The sequence below is a fragment of the Geofilum sp. OHC36d9 genome, assembly GCF_052400685.1.
GTDB lineage: Bacteria > Bacteroidota > Bacteroidia > Bacteroidales > Marinilabiliaceae > CAZHHH01.
This window is the reverse complement of sequence record NZ_JBQTGJ010000004.1, coordinates 245745-263484: the sequence shown is the minus strand read 5'-3', so window position 1 is coordinate 263484 and position 17740 is coordinate 245745. Positions and strand designations below refer to the sequence as shown.

The following is a 17740-nucleotide window of genomic DNA, read 5'->3' as shown; positions in this document are numbered from 1 at the left end:
TATTTTTTAAATTTTAACTGCTTTAAAATGAAGAGATCTTTTATTTTGTTGATGATGTTGGTCATGACATCGGTCGTGGCTATGTCACAGTATCGCTTTTTGGGTGTTGTGACAGATGAACAGTCTAACCCTTTGCCCGGCGCGGCTATTTGGCTGGATGAATCGCTTGCAACGGTTACAAACAATCAGGGTCGGTTTGAATTCTCAGAAATTAATAAAGGGGTACATGCCTTAAAAATTTCTTTTTTGGGATATGAAATGTTGGCTCAAGACATTGAAATCAATGCGGATGTTAATCTTGAGTTTAAAATGACTCAAAAATGGCATTTGACCCCGGAGGTGATTGTTAGTGCTTACAGGGCAGGTGATAAAGCGCCGGTGGCCTATTCTAATAAATCGGGGAATGCCTTACGTTCTTTAGGTACAACTGAGGATTTACCTTATTTGCTGCAATTGATGCCTTCGTTGGTTGCTACGTCCGAATCGGGTATCGCAGTTGGTTCTACGGCTTTTAGAGTCCGGGGCTCTGATCCTACGCGTATCAATGTCACCGTTAATGGTATTCCTTTAAATGATTCTGAAAGTCAGGGTGTCTATTGGGTTAATATGCCTGATTTCTCAGGTTCGGTGCAAGAGGTCCAGGTGCAACGCGGCGTGGGTACTTCGGCCAACGGTTCTGCCGCTTTTGGAGCTACTGTTAATTTTAGAAGTGGGGCCGATACAACGGAGCCTTTTGCCGAAGCTGTTTCAGCAGCTGGGAGTTACAATACTTTTAAGAATTCGGTTAAAATGAGTACTGGTCTTATTAATGACAGGTTTTCCTTTGAGGGTCGCTATTCCAATGTTCAGTCTGACGGTTACATAAAAAATGCGTTTGCTAATCATAAGTCATTGTATCTGAGTGGAACAATGCATTTTGCCTCCAGCTTTTTGAAGATGAATGTGATTCATGGCGATCAGCGTACCGGAATTAGTTGGTGGGGCGTACCTCAGGAGCTGTTGAAGATTGACCGGCGTTACAATCCCGCAGGAGTTTATACCGATATTAATGGTAATGAACAGTATTATAAAGATCAGTCGGATAATTATATACAAACACATTATCAGGCATTTTTCAGTCATGCTTTTTCTTTGAATTCGGATATGACACTGGCGCTCCACTATACCCGGGGAGATGGCTTTTATGAGCAATACAAAGAGGGAGAGTCTTTTGCTGATTATGCTTTGCCCAATGTGGAGGTTGGTGATCAGACGGTAGAAACGACAGATTTGGTGCGTCAAAAATGGATGGCAAATGATTTTTACGGTTTTGTATTTTCGGGTAACCAGCAAGCAGGCGATTTCCTTAAATTGTCGGTGGGAGGCGGTTGGAACCGGTATGATGGCGATCACTATGGGAAAATTATCTGGGCTCGTTATGCGTCTAACATGGAGAAAGATTATGAATGGTATTTTAACAATGGGTTGAAAACTGATTATAACATCTTTACCAAACTGGACTTTGACTTCGGTGCAGTTAGCTTTTTATTGGATATGCAATATCGTGGGGTTGATTACGAAATGTCGGGATTCGACGATGATTTAAATTCTTTGGATCAGAATCATTCATTCAATTTTTTTAATCCCAAGGCCGGTTTTTTTGTAACTGTTAATGAGGCGGTGGATGCTTATGCTTCGTTTGGTGTTGCCAATCGTGAGCCTACGCGTACCAATTTCAAGGATGCCAATGGCGACCCGGATGCTATGCCTCAGGCCGAACGATTGTTTGACTGGGAAGCTGGAACAGGTTTTAAGTCCGGAATGGCTTCCTTTAATGTGAATCTGTTTTATATGTTGTATCGTGATCAGCTGGTGCCTACTGGTGAAAAAAGCAACGTGGGGTATGATATCATGACAAATGTTGAAAAAAGTTATCGCGCCGGGGCTGAATTACAATGGGGGATAAGACCGGTTCATTTTCTTCGTTGGGATGGAAATATAACACTTAGCCGTAATAAAATTGAGAACTATGTTGAGACGGCCGACGAATATGATGCCGACGGTAATGCATTGGTTCGCATTACTCCGCTTGGGACAACCGATATTGCTTATTCGCCATCATTGGTTGTTGGAAGTTCTCTTGCCGTGAAATGTTTCAAAGGTGCCAATGTTACATTGAATTCTAAATATGTCGGAGAACAGTTCTTTGATAATACTTCCAGTAACGATCGTCAATTGGATGCATATCTGGTGCATGACCTTAAGCTGAGCTATGGCTTTACGCCTGCATGGATGAAACAGGTGGAAATTTCCCTGATGGTTAATAACCTTTCTAATTTGAAGTATGAGAGTAATGCTTATGGAGGTAACTGGTACGAGGAGGGGGTTGAACAGACCTGGGCTTATTATTATCCCATGGCACCGCGATATTACATGGGCCAGTTGGTGCTGAAATTTTAGGTTTAATAGGCGTTTGTGATTGAAAGAAAAGTCCTGTTTCTATGTTATGGCTGTTCTCTGAATAGGGTCTCCCAATGTGAGCTCACATTTTTGGGATTTCGCAGGTTTTAAATTCAACCATTCCTTATTATTATTATTAGTCCTTATTTTTTTTGGAGGACACTGAAGTAAAAAAGCGATGCTGTATTAAGCATCGCTTTTTGTTTATCTGGTTACATTGGCAAATTCCTTCCACAATTTTTCATCGCGCGGAACAGGTGCCACAATTTCAAGGGCCTCTTTGGTTACCGGATGATTAAACCGGATTTTACGGGCGTGTAATGTTATTCCTCCATTGGGATTTGAGCGGGAGAAGCCGTATTTCAAATCGCCGCGTATGGGGCAGCCGATTTTAGCAAGCTGGCATCGGATCTGATGATGACGGCCGGTCTGTAAATCAACTTCCAACAGATGGAACGAGGCAGAGCTCGAAATCATTTTATAACTTAAAATAGCTTCCTTGGCACCGGAACGCATTTTTGGAAAAGCATATGATTTGTTTTTTTTACTGTCTTTTAGAATAAAATGACGAAGGGTTGCTTCATCTTCTTCAGGCAGTTCTTTTACTACGGCCCAATAGGTCTTTTTTACTTCTTTGTCCTGAAACATCTTATTCATCCGCCCTAAAGCTTTACTGGTGCGGGCAAACAAAACCACGCCGCTGACGGGGCGATCCAATCGATGAACCACACCAAGATATACTTCTCCCGGTTTGTTGTATTTCTTTTTAATGTAGGCTTTCACCTTATCACTTAATGGCTCATCTCCGGTATCGTCGCCCTGTACCAAATCCGATCCGGTTTTGTTGACTGCGATGAGGTGGTTGTCTTCGTATAAAATTTCTAGATTCATCGTTTTTAATAATTTTGTTTTGGGAAGCCTTGTATGGTGGTTCATCGGTTGATGAACTTGTTTTGGTTAATACTGTTCCCGTTCGTTTGGAAAATCATGCGACTTCACGTCCTCAATATAATTGCCTACCGCCCCGGTTATTTCGGCGTAGAGGTTGTGGTATCGACGTAAAAATCGTGGCGAAAAATCCTGATTAATACCCAGCATGTCGTGAATGACCAAAACCTGACCGTCTACGCCACCGCCCGCACCAATGCCTATAATAGGAATGGTGAGTTCTTTGGCTACTTTTTCGGCCAAAACAGCTGGTACTTTTTCCAGGACAATACCAAATACCCCGGCCTCTTGGAGCAGATGAGCTTCTTCCACAAGTTTTTTAGCTTCATCTTCCTGTTTGGCGCGCACAGCGTATGTGCCAAATTTGTGGATTGATTGTGGTGTCAGACCCAGATGTCCCATGATGGGTATGCCGGCCGAAAGAATACGTTTCACTGATTCCAGTATCTCTTGTCCGCCTTCCAGTTTCAACGCATCGGCACCTGTTTCCTTCATCATTCGGATGGCCGATGCGACGGCTTCTTTACTATTGCCCTGATAGGTTCCAAAAGGCATATCAACAACTACCATAGCACGTTTTACGGCTCGTACCACTGAGGCAGCGTGATAAATCATCTGGTCCAGGGTAATGGGGAGGGTTGTTTCCCATCCCGCCATCACGTTGGCTGCGGAGTCGCCCACTAAAATGACGTCTAACCCTGTTTTGTCAACAATTTTTGCTATGGAATAATCATACGCAGTGAGCATTGCTATTTTCTCACCTTTCATCTTCATTTCACTCAACACATGAGTGGTTATTTTTTTGGGTCCTTCTTTTGCTACAGACATGATTCTTTGATTTTGAACGGCAAAGATAAGGATAAAATGAATGATATTGAACAGTGAAAAAGAGCCTGACGTCTGATTGCTCTTAATTGTTTAAGATCAAAGAAATATTGGTCTTATTTTTTTGATCTTTTATTTTTGGAATGGGATGGTAGTTGCTTATGCTTCAATCAGTTTAAGGTCTCTTATTTTGTCTGATAATACTGAATGTTTTGTCCTGAATTTTTTAAGCTGTAATAAGGTTTCTTGTTGTGTTTTATCACTCCATTTCTGGTCTGAATTAAAGAGTGACTCGTAGTAGCTTATCCCATTTGCCATGTTGTTGATGAAATCATCCCAGTTTTTTATCTGACGATTATTGGGCATAACGCATGCATCCATTTCTTCATCCAGATAGTTCAGATACATGCCTAATTCTTTCATGAAAAGATTGGGCCGATTGGGATGTGTGATTAAATTACAGCGTCCGTAAATATGACCAATCATCTCCGGGAGTGATGACTCTTTTGAGAAATAAGCCAGATTGGGCCCCGGACAAACTGATACGCCTGATCCTTCCAGTTGTGTGTTAAGCCCATGTGCGTTTAGAGCGGCAACTCCCAAACCATTACAAATACATGATTTTGAAGTTATTTGTTCAAATTCTTTTTCAGATTCTGCTTTTGGTAGGTTTTTGGCTTTTAGTTCTTCAATTTTCTGCTTCTGATATTGTCGTGAAGCAGTGCAGATGGGCCGGTCAGTATATTCTTTGTTAAGCAGGATGAATTTTTTGGTGCAGGCTGCTCCGGGAACGCCATTTTTGATCTTGTTTTGTTGTTCTAAATCGCGTGAAGTGCCTTTTATGTTGTTAAAGCGCACGCCTACGGGTGATACATTGCTTAGGAAATAGTCATCTTCATTACCGTTGGCCAAAAGTTGAACAGTGGCTTTATCAATCGAAATGGCCTCAGGTACCAAAAGAAATGGAGAGCCCCAGCCCACGCTGTCAAGTTGGTATTGTTTTAAAAGAAATTCATGCTCTTCAGCGGTTCCAACACCCCCTTGCGCTGTTAGCTGCATTGCGGGTGCTTGTGATGGAGTCGTTCTGTTTTTGGATTGCAGAGCTTTTGTGTATATCTCAAATAGTTCTTGTTTCAGGTTGTTTTTGTTTTGATTGAATTCATGAAGGATAGGCCCCATCAGAAAGCCTTGCGTGGCGAAGGCGTGCCCGCCGCAATTTAATCCCGACTCAATTCTGAATTCTGAAATCCAAAGTCCTTTTTTTGCAAAAATTTTACCCTGTACAATGGCGGATCGGTAATCTGAAACTTTTAGTGTTATTTGTTTTCGGAAGGTGCCGTTTTTATCCGGATAAAAATCTTCAAATTGCTCCATGTAACTGTATAGTCTTGCGTTCATTCCGGCCGACAGTATAATGGAGGCGTTTAAGTTACTGGTGGCAAAACCACGAAGGGCCGCGTGTGCATCATTGTGTTCGGTCGATAATTTTTCCCCGCCTTTGTAATTTTCTTTATCCAGTTTGGTCATTATATTAACATCAATACTACCGGGATGTAAATATTGTTGAAGAATTTCTCCGATGCGACTGTTGGAAGCTGTCTCTATAACCTGATCAAGAAGTAATTTTAATTCGGACGTCTCTGGCAGAAGGGTTCTGAATTTGTTCAGCTCTTCTCGTTTTGTGGTGAGTGTTGATTTGAAATCTTCGAATTTATTGTTTACAATATCATTAATGAGGTTCAGGTAGCTTTTAATTCTCTCGGCTCTAAAGTCATTTATTTTGTTCGTGATTGCATTGAATGGGAAATTGTATTTAGTACTGTATAGTTCCCGTAGTCGTTCGGTAAGCATGTCGTCAACCAGTGAAATGGCAGAAGCGATGCCCAGATGTGCTACCTTTACAGGTGTGTCAATGGTGTAGCCGATTCCCATTACTGGAATGTGAAATGTGTGTAATTGCATATATTTTCAGGTATTAAAAGATGATTTAACCGGGGGGATTTGTACTTGCTATTGGTGGTTTTTTATTTTGTACTGTTTCAAAGATAGATTAACAATTGTGCTTTGGGGTTTTAAAAAGGTTTTATTCTTGTGTTTGGGATAAAATAATGGCATTTGGGGTAGTTGACGACAAGATTGGCTGAATTTTGGTTGGGTTTGTTTAATTGTTTAGTTGAAATGACATGGCTGTGGAGACAAACTAAATCCTTATTTTTGTGCTTTATTCAGAACGTAAAATATATAGATAGGTGATATATCCGGAAACTTTTGAGCAGAAACTGCATTTTGATAAAATTCGTATTTTTTTGGCTGAGCATTGTCTTAGTGGTATGGGTAAGGAGTGGATTGACCGTATGTCGTTTTCGGGTAAGGTTGAGCAGGTGACGGTGTGGCTGGGCCAAACCAATGAAATGATGAAGATTGAGGCGGACGGCTTAGAGATGCCTGTGAGTTTTTTTATTGATGTGCGGGGGCCCTTAAAGCGAATCAGAGTGGACGGACTATTCATGGAAGAATCTGATTTGTTTGACTTAAGGCGTTCGCTGGGCACTATCCGGGATATTGTTCGTTTTATAAAATCGAAAGACGAGGTTGACTTTCCTTATCTTAATGCTTTGGCCAGGGACATCATGATTTACCCGGCTGTAATTGATAAAATTGATAGTATCTTAAGCAAGCAGGGCAAAATTAAAGATAATGCTTCGCCGGAATTGGCGCGGTTACGCAGGGAAGTGTTGAGCTTGCAGCAAAGTGTTTCCAGGCGCATGGCTTCAATTCTCAGACAGGCACAACAAGACGGATTGGCCGAAGCCGACGTTTCTGTCAGTATTCGGGATGGACGCGCCGTTATTCCGGTTCCATCGTCCAACAAAAGAAAAATTTCCGGTATTGTTCACGACGAGTCGGCAACTGGTAAAACGTCTTTTATTGAACCGGCTGCCATTGTTGAGTTGAATAATGAAATTCGTGAGATGATATATGCCGAAAGGCGTGAGGTCGCTCGCATTTTAACTGAAGTGTCATCATATATCCGTCCCTATCTCGATGAATTACTTTATGCCTATAGTTTTTTGGGTATTATAGATTTTATAAGGGCAAAAGCCAGGTTTGCTGCGCGCATTAATGCGATTATTCCGGACATGGGTACCGACCCGTCGTTTCATTGGATTAAAGCCGTACATCCCTTGCTCTTTTTGCATCATAAAAGTCAGGGTAAAGAGGTGGTGCCTTTGTCGTTGCAGTTTACGCCCGACGATCGCATCGTTTTGATTTCAGGACCAAATGCCGGGGGTAAGTCGGTTTGTCTGCAAACGGTAGGGCTGATTCAGTATATGTGGCAATGCGGCTTGCCGGTACCGGTGACCGAAGGATCTCACATGGGGTTTTTTGAGTCTCTGTTTTTGGATCTGGGTGACGAACAGTCCATTGAGAACGATTTGAGTACTTATAGTTCGCATCTTCTGAATATGAAAAATTTTGTGCGTCACGCCAATGATCGTTCGTTGTTGCTGATTGATGAATTTGGAACAGGAACAGAGCCAATGCTGGGTGGTGCCATCGCTGAGGCGGTGCTTGAGCAGTTGAATAAACAAGGGGCCTACGGGGTTATTACAACGCACTACACAAATCTTAAACATTATGCGTCTCAGACTGATGGCATTGTGAATGGGGCTATGCAGTTTGATACACATTTGCTACAACCTTTGTTTAAGCTGGAAGTTGGGGCTCCCGGCAGCTCTTTTGCTTTTGAAATAGCCCGAAAAACAGGACTTCCCGAATCTATTCTGATGGCGGCTAAAGATCGTTTGGGGGAAGACCATATTCATTTTGACAAACATTTGCGCGAGATTATTCGTGATAAACGTTATTGGGAGCAAAAACGCAGAACCATCCGCGAACAGGAGCGTAAACTGGATGTCGTGTCTGAGAAGTATGAAAAGGAGTTGGAGCAGATATCGCGTGAGCGAAAAGAAATACTTCAGAAAGCAAAGGATGAGGCGGCTCGTTTGTTGTCGGGTGCCAATAAGGAGATTGAAAATACCATTCGGGTGATTCGTGAAACTCAAGCCGAAAAAGAGAAAACAAAGGTGGCTCGTAAGGCCCTCGATCATTTTAAGGAGGAACTGTCCTCGGCCGACGTGCTGAATGTTGATGAGCAGCAACGGCTGGCTCATAAAATGGAGAAGATTCAAAATCGAAAAAAGAAAAAGAAATCAAGGGATGACAAAGCGCTTGCGCCAAAGGTTTCTATTGCTGAGAAAGAAAAGAAGGAGATCCCTGCCACGATTGCTGAAGGCGATATGGTCAAGTTACAAGGTCAGCCGGTACCCGGCGAAGTCATAGAAATACGAGGCAAAGAGGCTTTGGTAGCTTTTGGTTATTTGATGACACAAGTAAAGATTACCCGTTTGGAGAGGGTTAGCCATAAGGCCTTTAAAAAGGAGATGCGACAAGACAGTTCTGCGACTAAAGGGCTGGCTGAGCGCATTCGCGAGAAGAAACTTAATTTTAAAGCAGATATAGATGTTCGTGGCATGCGGGCTGAAGAGGCTATTAATTTGGTTGTAGGTCATTTGGATGAGGCTGTTTTATGCGGTGCTTCAAAAGTTAAGATTTTGCATGGCAAAGGAACTGGTATTCTGCGTCAGTTAATAAGGGAACAACTTAACACCATACCGTTTGTTCGTCATTTCGCCGACGAAGATTTGCAGTTTGGCGGCGCAGGCATAACAGTTGTCGATTTGGAATAAAAATGGCACTTTTTTAAAACTATCTGGCTAATAGTTCGTTTTAGCTATTGTGCTATACTATTTTAAAGATGAGTTAAGGACTACATTCATATCTCGTTTTTGTGCGTAACGGGATAATAATTTGATGTTTATGAAATTTAAGACATGTTTTACAACCCTTCTGAAATTGGTTTTCATCGGGTTTTTGTTTTCTGCAACAACCAGTATCAGAGCCGTTGGGGGCTATCCCTTTCCGCAAAAAATAATTCAGCCTGATGGTTCTTCGCTTACCATTCAGATGCATGGTGATGAATGGTTCAACTGGGTTGCAACCACTGATGGCTATCGTATTGTGCGTAATCAGAACGGCCTTTTTGAATATGCAACATTTTTGAAATCAGGGAAAGCGGTTCCTTCAGGCGTCAAGGCCTCTGATCCCGATCTTCGTAATAATGCCGAAAGAGATTTTCTTACAGATATGAGTCGGGGAGCCGGCGTCAGTCGAGACGTTATTGCAGCCAAACGTGCCGCAAAAAACAGCTTGCTGTTAAAAAGTTCGGGCGATCATCTTTTTGAGCCATCGGGGACTCAGAAAATGTTGGTGATATTGGCTAATTTTAGTGATACGCAACCTTATCATGAGCAGTCGGTTTTTGATGCTATGATGAATGAAGCAGGTTATAATGGTACCGGTAGTTTTGCCGATTATTATGACGAAGTTAGCGGCGGGCTTTTAACTATGGTTTCGCAGGTTACGGCATGGGTTACGGTGCCAAACAATCATGATTATTACGGATCTGAAGACAAGTGGTCTGAATTTGCTTATGAGGCGGTTAAAGCAGCTGCCAATTTGAATATTGATTTTTCTCAGTTCGATAACGATGGTGATGGAGTTGTGGAGGGCATTGCAATTATTCATCAGGGTCCGGGGCAGGAGGTAACCGGTGACGAAACGGATATATGGAGCCATTCATACAGCTTTTCATCGGCCGGGTATTCGCGTCTTGCACGTTCGTTTGACGGCGTTATGCTCGATCAGTATACCATTCAGCCTGAAACGCGTAATTCATCGGGCGATCAAAATACAATTGGGGTTATCTGCCATGAGTTTGGGCACAATCTGGGGCTACCTGATTATTATGATACCATTGACGATGACGTGACCTATGCCGGTACCGGGCGTTGGGATCTCATGAATCAGGGAAATTATAACGGGACACCCGCCGGCTCACGACCAGCGCATCACAATGCATTCTCAAAGATAGAATTGGGATGGATGACGGAAGAGGTTATTTCAACCGCCGGTCATTTATCTCTGGCGTCGTCTATCTCTTCAGGCGTGGCTTATCGTGTTAACAGTCCTGAGCTTAATGACTATTTTTTGATGGAGAACAGGCAAAAAACAGGTTTTGACGCGGCTTTGCCCGGACATGGGATGGTTGTTTATCATGTTGACACAGATGTGATTACTGCGAAGCGTAATTCAAATGAGATAAACACCGATGAGCATCAGGGTTTGTATGTAGTGGCGGCTGCTGGTTATGTTAACGCATCGTCGGCTCCTTTCCCGGGAGCAAATGACGTGACTCAACTAACCGATGATAGTGATCCGGCCATGATTACATGGACTGGGTTGCCATATAACCGCAGTATTACCGGTATTCAGGAAAATGGCGGCGTGGTTTCTTTCGATTTTTTAGCGTTGCAAAATGGCAGTCCATTAGCGTTGGGTGCCACTAATATTAGCAGTTCTGAAAATGAAATTTATTGGACGCCATCGGGCGAAGATACTCCGGTTTTGCTGGCCTGGAGTGACGATGGTGTTTTTGGAGTGCCCGAAGATGGGGTGGTGTATACCGTGGGCGATGAGATATCCGGGGGTGGAACAATATTGTATTATGGTAGTGCAGATACATTGTTTTCTCACTCGGGGCTGTCGGCATCATCTTTATATTATTACAGTGTTTGGAGTAATCTGGGAACCTCCTGGTCAGGGGCATTAACTACGCAGAAATTAACACCGGCCGAGACGGTGTCTGTTTTTCCCTGGGTTCAGGATTTTGAATCTGATCTTTTGGACTGGCAGCAGGAATCCTTATTGGGTGATTATTTGTGGGAACGCCGTGATACCGGTTTGGGTAATACGCCCGCTGCAGCAGCCAAAGGATCCTGGTTTTCTTCTTTTTTTGTAGAATCATATACAACCGGTTCAACGCGGTTAATATCACCACCACTTCAGCTTGAGGCAGGAAAAGTTTATGATCTTGATTTTTATCATATCCAGGCACCCTGGGATGAGGATCAGGATTATTTGGAAGTCTATGTTAAAAAAGAAGGATCGGAAACATGGGAGTCGCTGGCTAATGAAGATGAGGCTGAAAAGGAATGGATTCATAAACGTTATCGTCTTCCATATTCTCAAGCACTGCAGGTTGCTTTTGTGGGGATTGGCAATTATGGTTATGGCGTGGGCCTCGATGATGTTGTAATTTCTGAAGGTGCCGCGTGCGAGACGTCTCTTTTGGGGGCTGCTTCGGTGCACTCGCCGGGTAATACCGAAACAACCATTCAGTTGGCCTGGTCTTTACCAACCGATGAGTCGGTTTTGATTGTTGCACGTAAAGGCAATAAAACGCTTGAATTACCAAAGGTAGGCGTTGGCTATGATGCTAATGCAGAGTTTGGAACTGGTGCGGCTTTAGGCGACGACGAATATGTTGTTTATGCAGGAAATGGAACGGAAGTCATTGTGACTGGTCTGGAGAATAGCTCCGACTATTATTTTTCTTTTTTCGCTTACGCAGATGGTTATTGCTATCAAATGGCGCCTGACAGGTATATTTTCCCGACAGAGTCTGTTTTTTATAGTATGACGATGGAAGTAACCAACGGAACGGCGCCCATCGACAATGCAACGGCTTTTATTGACGGGACGCCATACGTAGTTGATGCTTCTGGTACAATTAGCTGGATGGCTGAACACAATGAAAATTATAAAGCTATTAAAATTGAGGCCGATGGCTATAAGACGCGATGGACTCGTTTTAAAGCTATAAAGGATAGTACTATTTCGGTTACAATGCAGTCGATTGATAATTTGGTGCCCGTGCGAAATATTTCTCATCAGAAACAGGACAATGTGGTTACCCTGAATTGGGATCCTGTTATTGATGAAGGGTTTGAAGGGTATGATGCCTTTGCGCTGGAAATGCAGGGCTGGACTCAGATTGATAAAGATGAAAGTCCGACTTACGGGCTGTCTGACCTGTCCTTTCCCAACGAAAAATATACCGGTTCATTTATTGTCTTGAATCCTTTTTATGACGGACTTTTGCAGTCCGAATATGATATGATGCCGTTCAATGGGAAGTATTGTCTGGCGGCTTTTTCTTCATTCAATGCGTATAACAATGATTGGTTGATTTCGCCTGCTGTAACCGTTGAGTCTGGCGATGAGGTCTCTTTTATGGCTCGTTCGCTGACCGATTCCTATGGCCTTGAAACGTTTAAAGTGTTCGTGTCTGTTCAGGAATCTTCGGACGATGAGTTTGTCCTTATTTCCGATGGATCGGAAGTGGTGCCGTTGGACTGGACCCGTTATGCCTATTCGCTGGATGCTTACGCCGGTAAAAAAGTGAAAATCGCCATTAATTATAATTCGGAAGATCATTTGGCGCTTTTGTTGGATGATCTGAGGATGGGACCTGTAGCTCAAAATGTTGAAGGGGCTCCTGGCTTGAGATCATCTAAAGTGTTGAAGTCAAATGTGGATAAGATTAAAAGATCGCGTGTCGTTAAGGTTCAAAAACAGTCTTCTTTGCTTAGTGAAGATTTAACGGTCTACTCAGGCCTGGGTTATTCAGTCATGATAAATGACACGGATGCCGGATCTTCCATCGGGTTTTCTAATTCGACGATTTCGATGTCATCGGCTACTTGTGGCTCAAATGTCTTTAAGGTACGTACCGATTATCTGGACTTTAATACATCTTCTTTATGGTCGGAAGACTATGACGTGACGGGTTGCTATACCGTTACTTTTGTGGTAACAAATGAGGACAAGGAGTTGCTGGAGGGTGCCACTGTTGTGTTTGACGGACAGACTGTTACAACCAATGTGCAGGGGCTGGCCGTTTTTGATGGTGTTGATTTGGTGTCGGGTGTTGCTTATTCTGTCTCGTTGGATGGTTTTGCGACTCAGGCGGGCTCTGTTTCGATTGATGCCGATAAGGAAATGGCAGTCGAACTAAAAATTGTTGTGACAGATACAACCCAGCTAGCCATAGATGATGAGGTTTTGGTTTTCCCAAATCCCTTGATTAATGACCAGATGCTGCAAATACAAGGTGTGATAGCAGGTGATTTTCGTATAAATGTATATAATGCGCAAGGACAGTTGTTGCTAAATGAAAAGCGGCAGGGGGGCGCAATTGTTACGATCGATTTACCCGCGACCGCAGATGGTATTTTTGTGGTGGAATTGATTCGTGATGATGATGTTCGTCGTTTCAAAGTCGTTAAAAGGTAATTTTGTTTTTAAGAAGACTTTTGCTGTTTGGCGAAAGTCTTCTTTTATTAGTGTTTGCAAGTGAAATACTGAGGCTGATAAGTCCGTTTCACGCAGTTCTAAAAATGTAAGTTTACAGGCGTAAATGGTCAATTGTGACAGAGAGCTTTAAAGACTGGCTTTGAGGAATATTATTTATAGAAAAAGATTATATCGTTTTAAAAATAAATCTAAAATTAAATATCAATAGAAGTTATTTACTTAATTCAGCTGATTCTGGAATTTATGAGAGCTGTAAACAAAACTTAAAGAATATCGACCTGAAGGTCTGTTTTACGAATGTCGAGGAAATGCCTGCCAATAAAAAAACATCATTAGAGAAATATATTTTATTTGAGAACACAAGTTTTGGCAGAGTTTTTTACTTGGTTATATTTAAAACCATTGGTGTCCGGTGAAAATTTAGAAAAATGATTAGAACTCAGCTCCAATGTGAGAGCCAGAAATTTTAGGAGATATTGGGGTTGCTTTCCGCCTCAAGAAATTTCCGTTAAGAAAATCAATTTTATTGGCGTAAAGAAATCCGGGCTGTCTGAGCGAAGCGAGTTTCCGGATTGTAGACAATGGAATTGATTTTTAGGAAATTACTTGCAGCGGCGGCATTTTAATTACATTGAATTTTGCTACGTTCGGCATTGTTGCAAATGAATTTGCACACTGCCCTCACTAAACGCAAAATTTTTGTTTACTTTTTTTTTGCTGTAGTGGAGCGAAGCGGATCACGAATACCTTTGAAATAAAAACTTCAATGAGTAAAAAAAGTAAAAGCCCGTGCGGCTTGAGCACTTAAATGGAGAATATGTTTTTTACCGGACAAAAGTGATTAAAGATATCCTTATCCCAATTATTTGGGATTTATTCGTGTTAATTGGTAACTTTGTGGAAAATCCATTTAAATGTTTTTTGTAGGTCTGTCTGGCTCGTTTATCCCTTATGTTTTATTGGCCGGCTTCATGGTTATTTCTTTTTTGAAATTTAATCTGGAGAGGGCCAACGATGCTTTGTGTGTTAACGAAACGAGATCAGAGGCAGTGGCTTTTGTTAATGGAGAAAGTTATTCCGACGATGATCTTCTTTTTGAAATAGATGGTTGCCAGCGTTGTAGCGTTGGTCAAAGCCTGGCTGTTTTTTTGTCTGTCTTAAGGCGGTCTGATCCTTATGTGAAACCAGCCGTTCAAAAAAACAGATTTTTATATGATTTCCTTCCTAAAATTGATTATTTTGGGCTTTCACCTCCGTCGCATTGTTAATAGTATCAGTGTGTTTAGTTTAGTTACGGAGATTTAATTATTTACAGTCGTTATGATTGGAATTGTAGGTGTCAGCCATAAATCAGCACCTGTCGAAATCAGGGAGAAACTTGCTTTCGAACGGGACGATGCGTTAGTCTTAGCGCGTAAAATTCTTCAAAGTCAATATTTTAAAGAGGTGCTGGTTCTTTCAACATGCAACCGTACCGAAGTCTATTTTGTCGCAGACGGCATTTGTACCAATGGTGCTTTTAAGGTAATCACTCAATCGTTACTGCCGGGTGATGAGAATAGTAAAAACTATCTTTTTCAATATTATCATCGGGAAGCGGTTCGGCATTTGTTTCAGGTTGTAGCAGGCCTCGATTCGATGGTTTTGGGCGAATACCAGATTGTGTCGCAGGTGAAGAGCGCTTTTGCTTCTGCCATGGACGAAAAACTTATTGATAAGAAGTTTAAACGGCTGTTTGATAAGGCTCTGGAGTGTGGTAAAAATGTTCGTACGCGTACGGCTATGAGTCACGGTGCTTTTTCGGTTAGTTATGCTGCTGTTGAAAAATGTTATGAGGAATTTCCCGATTTGTCCGATCGGAATATTTTGTTGATTGGGGCCGGGGATACCGGCGAATTGGTTATTAAAAATTTATCGAAAAAGGGTTGCCGTAACATCAGTATTGTTAACCGCACCCTCGGGAAGGCGCAGGAATTGGCGCGTCGTTATAATGGCCGTGCGTTGCCCTTTGAAGACATGATGAAAGGAATTCATGATGCTGAGATTATTGTGACTTCGGTGGCGACCAAAGCGCCGGTCTTTGACGCAAAATTGATAACCCCTCATTTAAACGGGCATGAGCGTATTATGATGATTGATTTGGGCGTTCCTCGAAATATTCATCAGGACGTGGCTGAAATTAGCCGGGTTAAGCTTTTAAATGTAGACGATCTGGAGGAGGTTGTGGCCATGAATGCTGAACATAAACATGAATATTTATCGGTAGCCGAAGCAATTGTTGAGCAAAAAGTTTCGGAATTTATTGATTGGCTTAATGTTCAGAATTTGAAGCCGGTAATTGCAAATATCAATAAAATTGTGACCCGCTTTTTTGATGAAGAGATGGCGTTGATCAGCGACTCATTGACGGAAGATGAGCGTGCAAAATATGAGAAAGTGAACAGGCATCAGGCAAAAATGATGCGTAACCGGTTGGTGAAAAATTTGAAAAATGTGACCGACAATGGACGTGTGACCGAATTTGTCGGTATTGTCAATAAAATGTTTGAACCATCCAATGAAAAATAATACCATCCGTATAGGTACCAGAGGCAGTCAGTTGGCATTGTGGCAGGCACATCAAACCCGCGACGCTCTTTTAAATGTTTACCCTCATCTTAACTGCGAAATTGTCGTCATCAAAACAAAAGGTGACATTATTCTCGATGTTTCCTTGTCGAAGATCGGTGACAAGGGTTTGTTTACCAAAGAGATTGAAAGTTCTTTGATCAATGGTGACATTGACGTCGCGGTGCATAGTTTGAAGGATCTTCCCACCGAATTACCTTCTGGTTTAATTATTGGCGGCGTATTGCCGCGTGGTGAAGTGCGCGATGTCTTTGTTTCTAAAGATGGTCGCAAGCTGTCTGAAATGACCGCGAACGATCGTGTTGGGACGTCCAGTTTGCGTCGTCAGGCACAAGTGTTGAGCTGTTATCCTCATATTCAAATTGTTGATATACGGGGGAACGTTAATACCCGTATCAAAAAAATGAACGATGGTCATTGTGAAGGAATGATAATGGCCGGTGCCGGTTTGGTGCGTCTGGGAATGGAGGAACTCATCACTGAGTATATTGACCCGCAAGTGGTGATGCCGGCCGTTAGTCAGGGGGTGGTAGCAATTGAAATTCGTGAAGGTGATGTCGCTATCCAATCGTTCGTTGATGGTATCTCAGACGATGATACATGGCAGCGTGCGGTGGCCGAAAGGGCTTTTTTGCGTACGCTGGAGGGCGGCTGTCAGGTGCCTGTGGCCTGTTATATTCAGCCAATAAACCATAAAATGTGCATCAATGGCATGGTGGCTTCATTGGATGGCACGACCTTGATCCGGAACACCATTGAATGTGATCCTGAGGAGATGGCCGAAAATGCCATTGAATTGGCTTTTAAAATTCTTAATGAAGGAGGCGATTCTATTTTATCCAATATCCGGATACCTGAATGAAATGAAAACAGACAACTTATTGTTAAAGGGGAAAACGGTCATAACAACGCATCCCGCTAAGGAGCGCGATGAATTGGTGGATGTTCTTAAGCAATATGGTATACGGGTGTTACAGATGCCGCTGATTGAAACGGTGCCTTGTTCGTTTTCATTGCCTAAACCTTTGTCATTTTACGATTGGGTCGTCTTTACCAGTAAAAATGCCTTACAACCTTTTTTTGCGAAGCAGAGCCATTGCGCTGCGCAAATTGCGGTTATTGGTAACTCGACCAGTCACGCTTTGACGGCTCTTGGCTGGAAGGCTGATTTTGTTGGTAGTGGTAAATCCGGTGGTCATTTTAGTCGGGAATTACGACAAGTGTTGCATCCCAACGACAAGGTTCTGTTGGTGTTGGGGAAGCTGGCCCCTGCTGTTTTAACAAATAATCTGACAAAATTCTGTCAGGTAGAACGTATTAATGTTTATGATACAAAAATGCCGTCTGTTATTGATGAGTCGGTGCTGGAATTAATTAAATCGGATGCTTACGATTTAATCACTGTTACCAGTCCGTCGGCGGTTCACCATTTAATTCAATTGCTGGGTGAAGCACCTAAAGAAATGCGTTTGGTCAGTATTGGTGAAATAACTTCTGCAGCTATTCGTCGGTACGGAATTGAACCCGTTGCGACTGCTTCAACGCAGACTTACAGAGAGGTAGCCTGCTCGGTGTTAAATTGTTTTTGATTTTCTTTGATGATTTTAAGACGTAAGTTTAT

Annotated in this window: 10 protein-coding genes; 7 read left to right on the top strand and 3 right to left on the bottom strand. The window is 42.5% G+C overall.

Annotated features, from left to right (window positions below; translation table 11 throughout):
• The first annotated feature begins 27 nt into the window (after positions 1 to 27).
• Positions 28 to 2439, top strand: coding sequence for a TonB-dependent receptor (locus ACT3CD_RS07285; protein WP_444644344.1), 2412 nt, complete (start codon positions 28 to 30; stop codon positions 2437 to 2439).
• A gap of 204 nt (positions 2440 to 2643) precedes the next feature.
• On the opposite strand, the gene ACT3CD_RS07280 is transcribed toward ACT3CD_RS07285, so the two are convergent.
• The 3 genes from ACT3CD_RS07280 to ACT3CD_RS07270 form a co-directional block, all read right to left on the bottom strand.
• On the bottom strand, positions 2644 to 3330 hold the full coding sequence (locus tag ACT3CD_RS07280; RefSeq protein WP_444644342.1) for an RluA family pseudouridine synthase: 687 nt from the start codon (positions 3328 to 3330) through the stop codon (positions 2644 to 2646).
• A gap of 66 nt (positions 3331 to 3396) precedes the next feature.
• Positions 3397 to 4215 (bottom strand): 3-methyl-2-oxobutanoate hydroxymethyltransferase, encoded by an 819-nt coding sequence (gene panB, locus ACT3CD_RS07275; RefSeq protein WP_444644340.1) that lies wholly within the window; start codon positions 4213 to 4215, stop codon positions 3397 to 3399.
• 156 nt (positions 4216 to 4371) lie between these two features.
• The gene (locus ACT3CD_RS07270; RefSeq protein ID WP_444644338.1) at positions 4372 to 6174 is read right to left on the bottom strand and encodes a hypothetical protein; all 1803 of its coding nucleotides are present in this window, start codon (positions 6172 to 6174) and stop codon (positions 4372 to 4374) included.
• 287 nt (positions 6175 to 6461) lie between these two features.
• Here ACT3CD_RS07270 and ACT3CD_RS07265 point away from each other — a divergent pair, with 287 nt between their 5' ends.
• The 6 genes from ACT3CD_RS07265 to ACT3CD_RS07240 all read left to right on the top strand — a co-directional run bounded on the left by ACT3CD_RS07265 (position 6462) and on the right by ACT3CD_RS07240 (position 17708).
• Positions 6462 to 8963 (top strand): endonuclease MutS2, encoded by a 2502-nt coding sequence (locus ACT3CD_RS07265; RefSeq protein WP_444644336.1) that lies wholly within the window; start codon positions 6462 to 6464, stop codon positions 8961 to 8963.
• A 130-nt stretch (positions 8964 to 9093) separates the two neighbouring features.
• A complete protein-coding gene (locus ACT3CD_RS07260) occupies positions 9094 to 13470 on the top strand; it encodes a M6 family metalloprotease domain-containing protein (RefSeq protein ID WP_444644334.1) in 4377 nt (1458 codons plus the stop codon).
• 935 nt (positions 13471 to 14405) lie between these two features.
• A complete protein-coding gene (locus ACT3CD_RS07255) occupies positions 14406 to 14759 on the top strand; it encodes a hypothetical protein (protein WP_444644332.1) in 354 nt (117 codons plus the stop codon).
• 52 nt (positions 14760 to 14811) lie between these two features.
• Positions 14812 to 16059, top strand: a complete 1248-nt coding sequence (gene hemA / locus ACT3CD_RS07250; protein ID WP_444644330.1) for a glutamyl-tRNA reductase — start codon at positions 14812 to 14814, stop codon at positions 16057 to 16059.
• A complete protein-coding gene (gene hemC, locus ACT3CD_RS07245) occupies positions 16049 to 16981 on the top strand; it encodes a hydroxymethylbilane synthase (protein ID WP_444644328.1) in 933 nt (310 codons plus the stop codon). Before hemA ends, hemC begins: the two co-directional genes overlap by 11 nt.
• A gap of 1 nt (position 16982) precedes the next feature.
• Positions 16983 to 17708, top strand: coding sequence for a uroporphyrinogen-III synthase (locus ACT3CD_RS07240; RefSeq protein ID WP_444644326.1), 726 nt, complete (start codon positions 16983 to 16985; stop codon positions 17706 to 17708).
• Positions 17709 to 17740 lie beyond the last annotated feature (32 nt).

Excerpts from the sequence above, each read along its gene's own strand:
- ACT3CD_RS07285 (WP_444644344.1), top strand. The coding sequence starts at position 28 with ATGAAGAGATCTTTTATTTTGTTGATGATGTTGGTCATGACATCGGTC.
- ACT3CD_RS07280 (WP_444644342.1), bottom strand. The coding sequence starts at position 3,330 with ATGAATCTAGAAATTTTATACGAAGACAACCACCTCATCGCAGTCAAC.
- panB (WP_444644340.1), bottom strand. The coding sequence starts at position 4,215 with ATGTCTGTAGCAAAAGAAGGACCCAAAAAAATAACCACTCATGTGTTG.
- ACT3CD_RS07270 (WP_444644338.1), bottom strand. The coding sequence starts at position 6,174 with ATGCAATTACACACATTTCACATTCCAGTAATGGGAATCGGCTACACC.
- ACT3CD_RS07260 (WP_444644334.1), top strand. The coding sequence starts at position 9,094 with ATGAAATTTAAGACATGTTTTACAACCCTTCTGAAATTGGTTTTCATC.
- ACT3CD_RS07255 (WP_444644332.1), top strand. The coding sequence starts at position 14,406 with ATGTTTTTTGTAGGTCTGTCTGGCTCGTTTATCCCTTATGTTTTATTG.
- hemA (WP_444644330.1), top strand. The coding sequence starts at position 14,812 with ATGATTGGAATTGTAGGTGTCAGCCATAAATCAGCACCTGTCGAAATC.
- hemC (WP_444644328.1), top strand. The coding sequence starts at position 16,049 with ATGAAAAATAATACCATCCGTATAGGTACCAGAGGCAGTCAGTTGGCA.
- ACT3CD_RS07240 (WP_444644326.1), top strand. The coding sequence starts at position 16,983 with ATGAAAACAGACAACTTATTGTTAAAGGGGAAAACGGTCATAACAACG.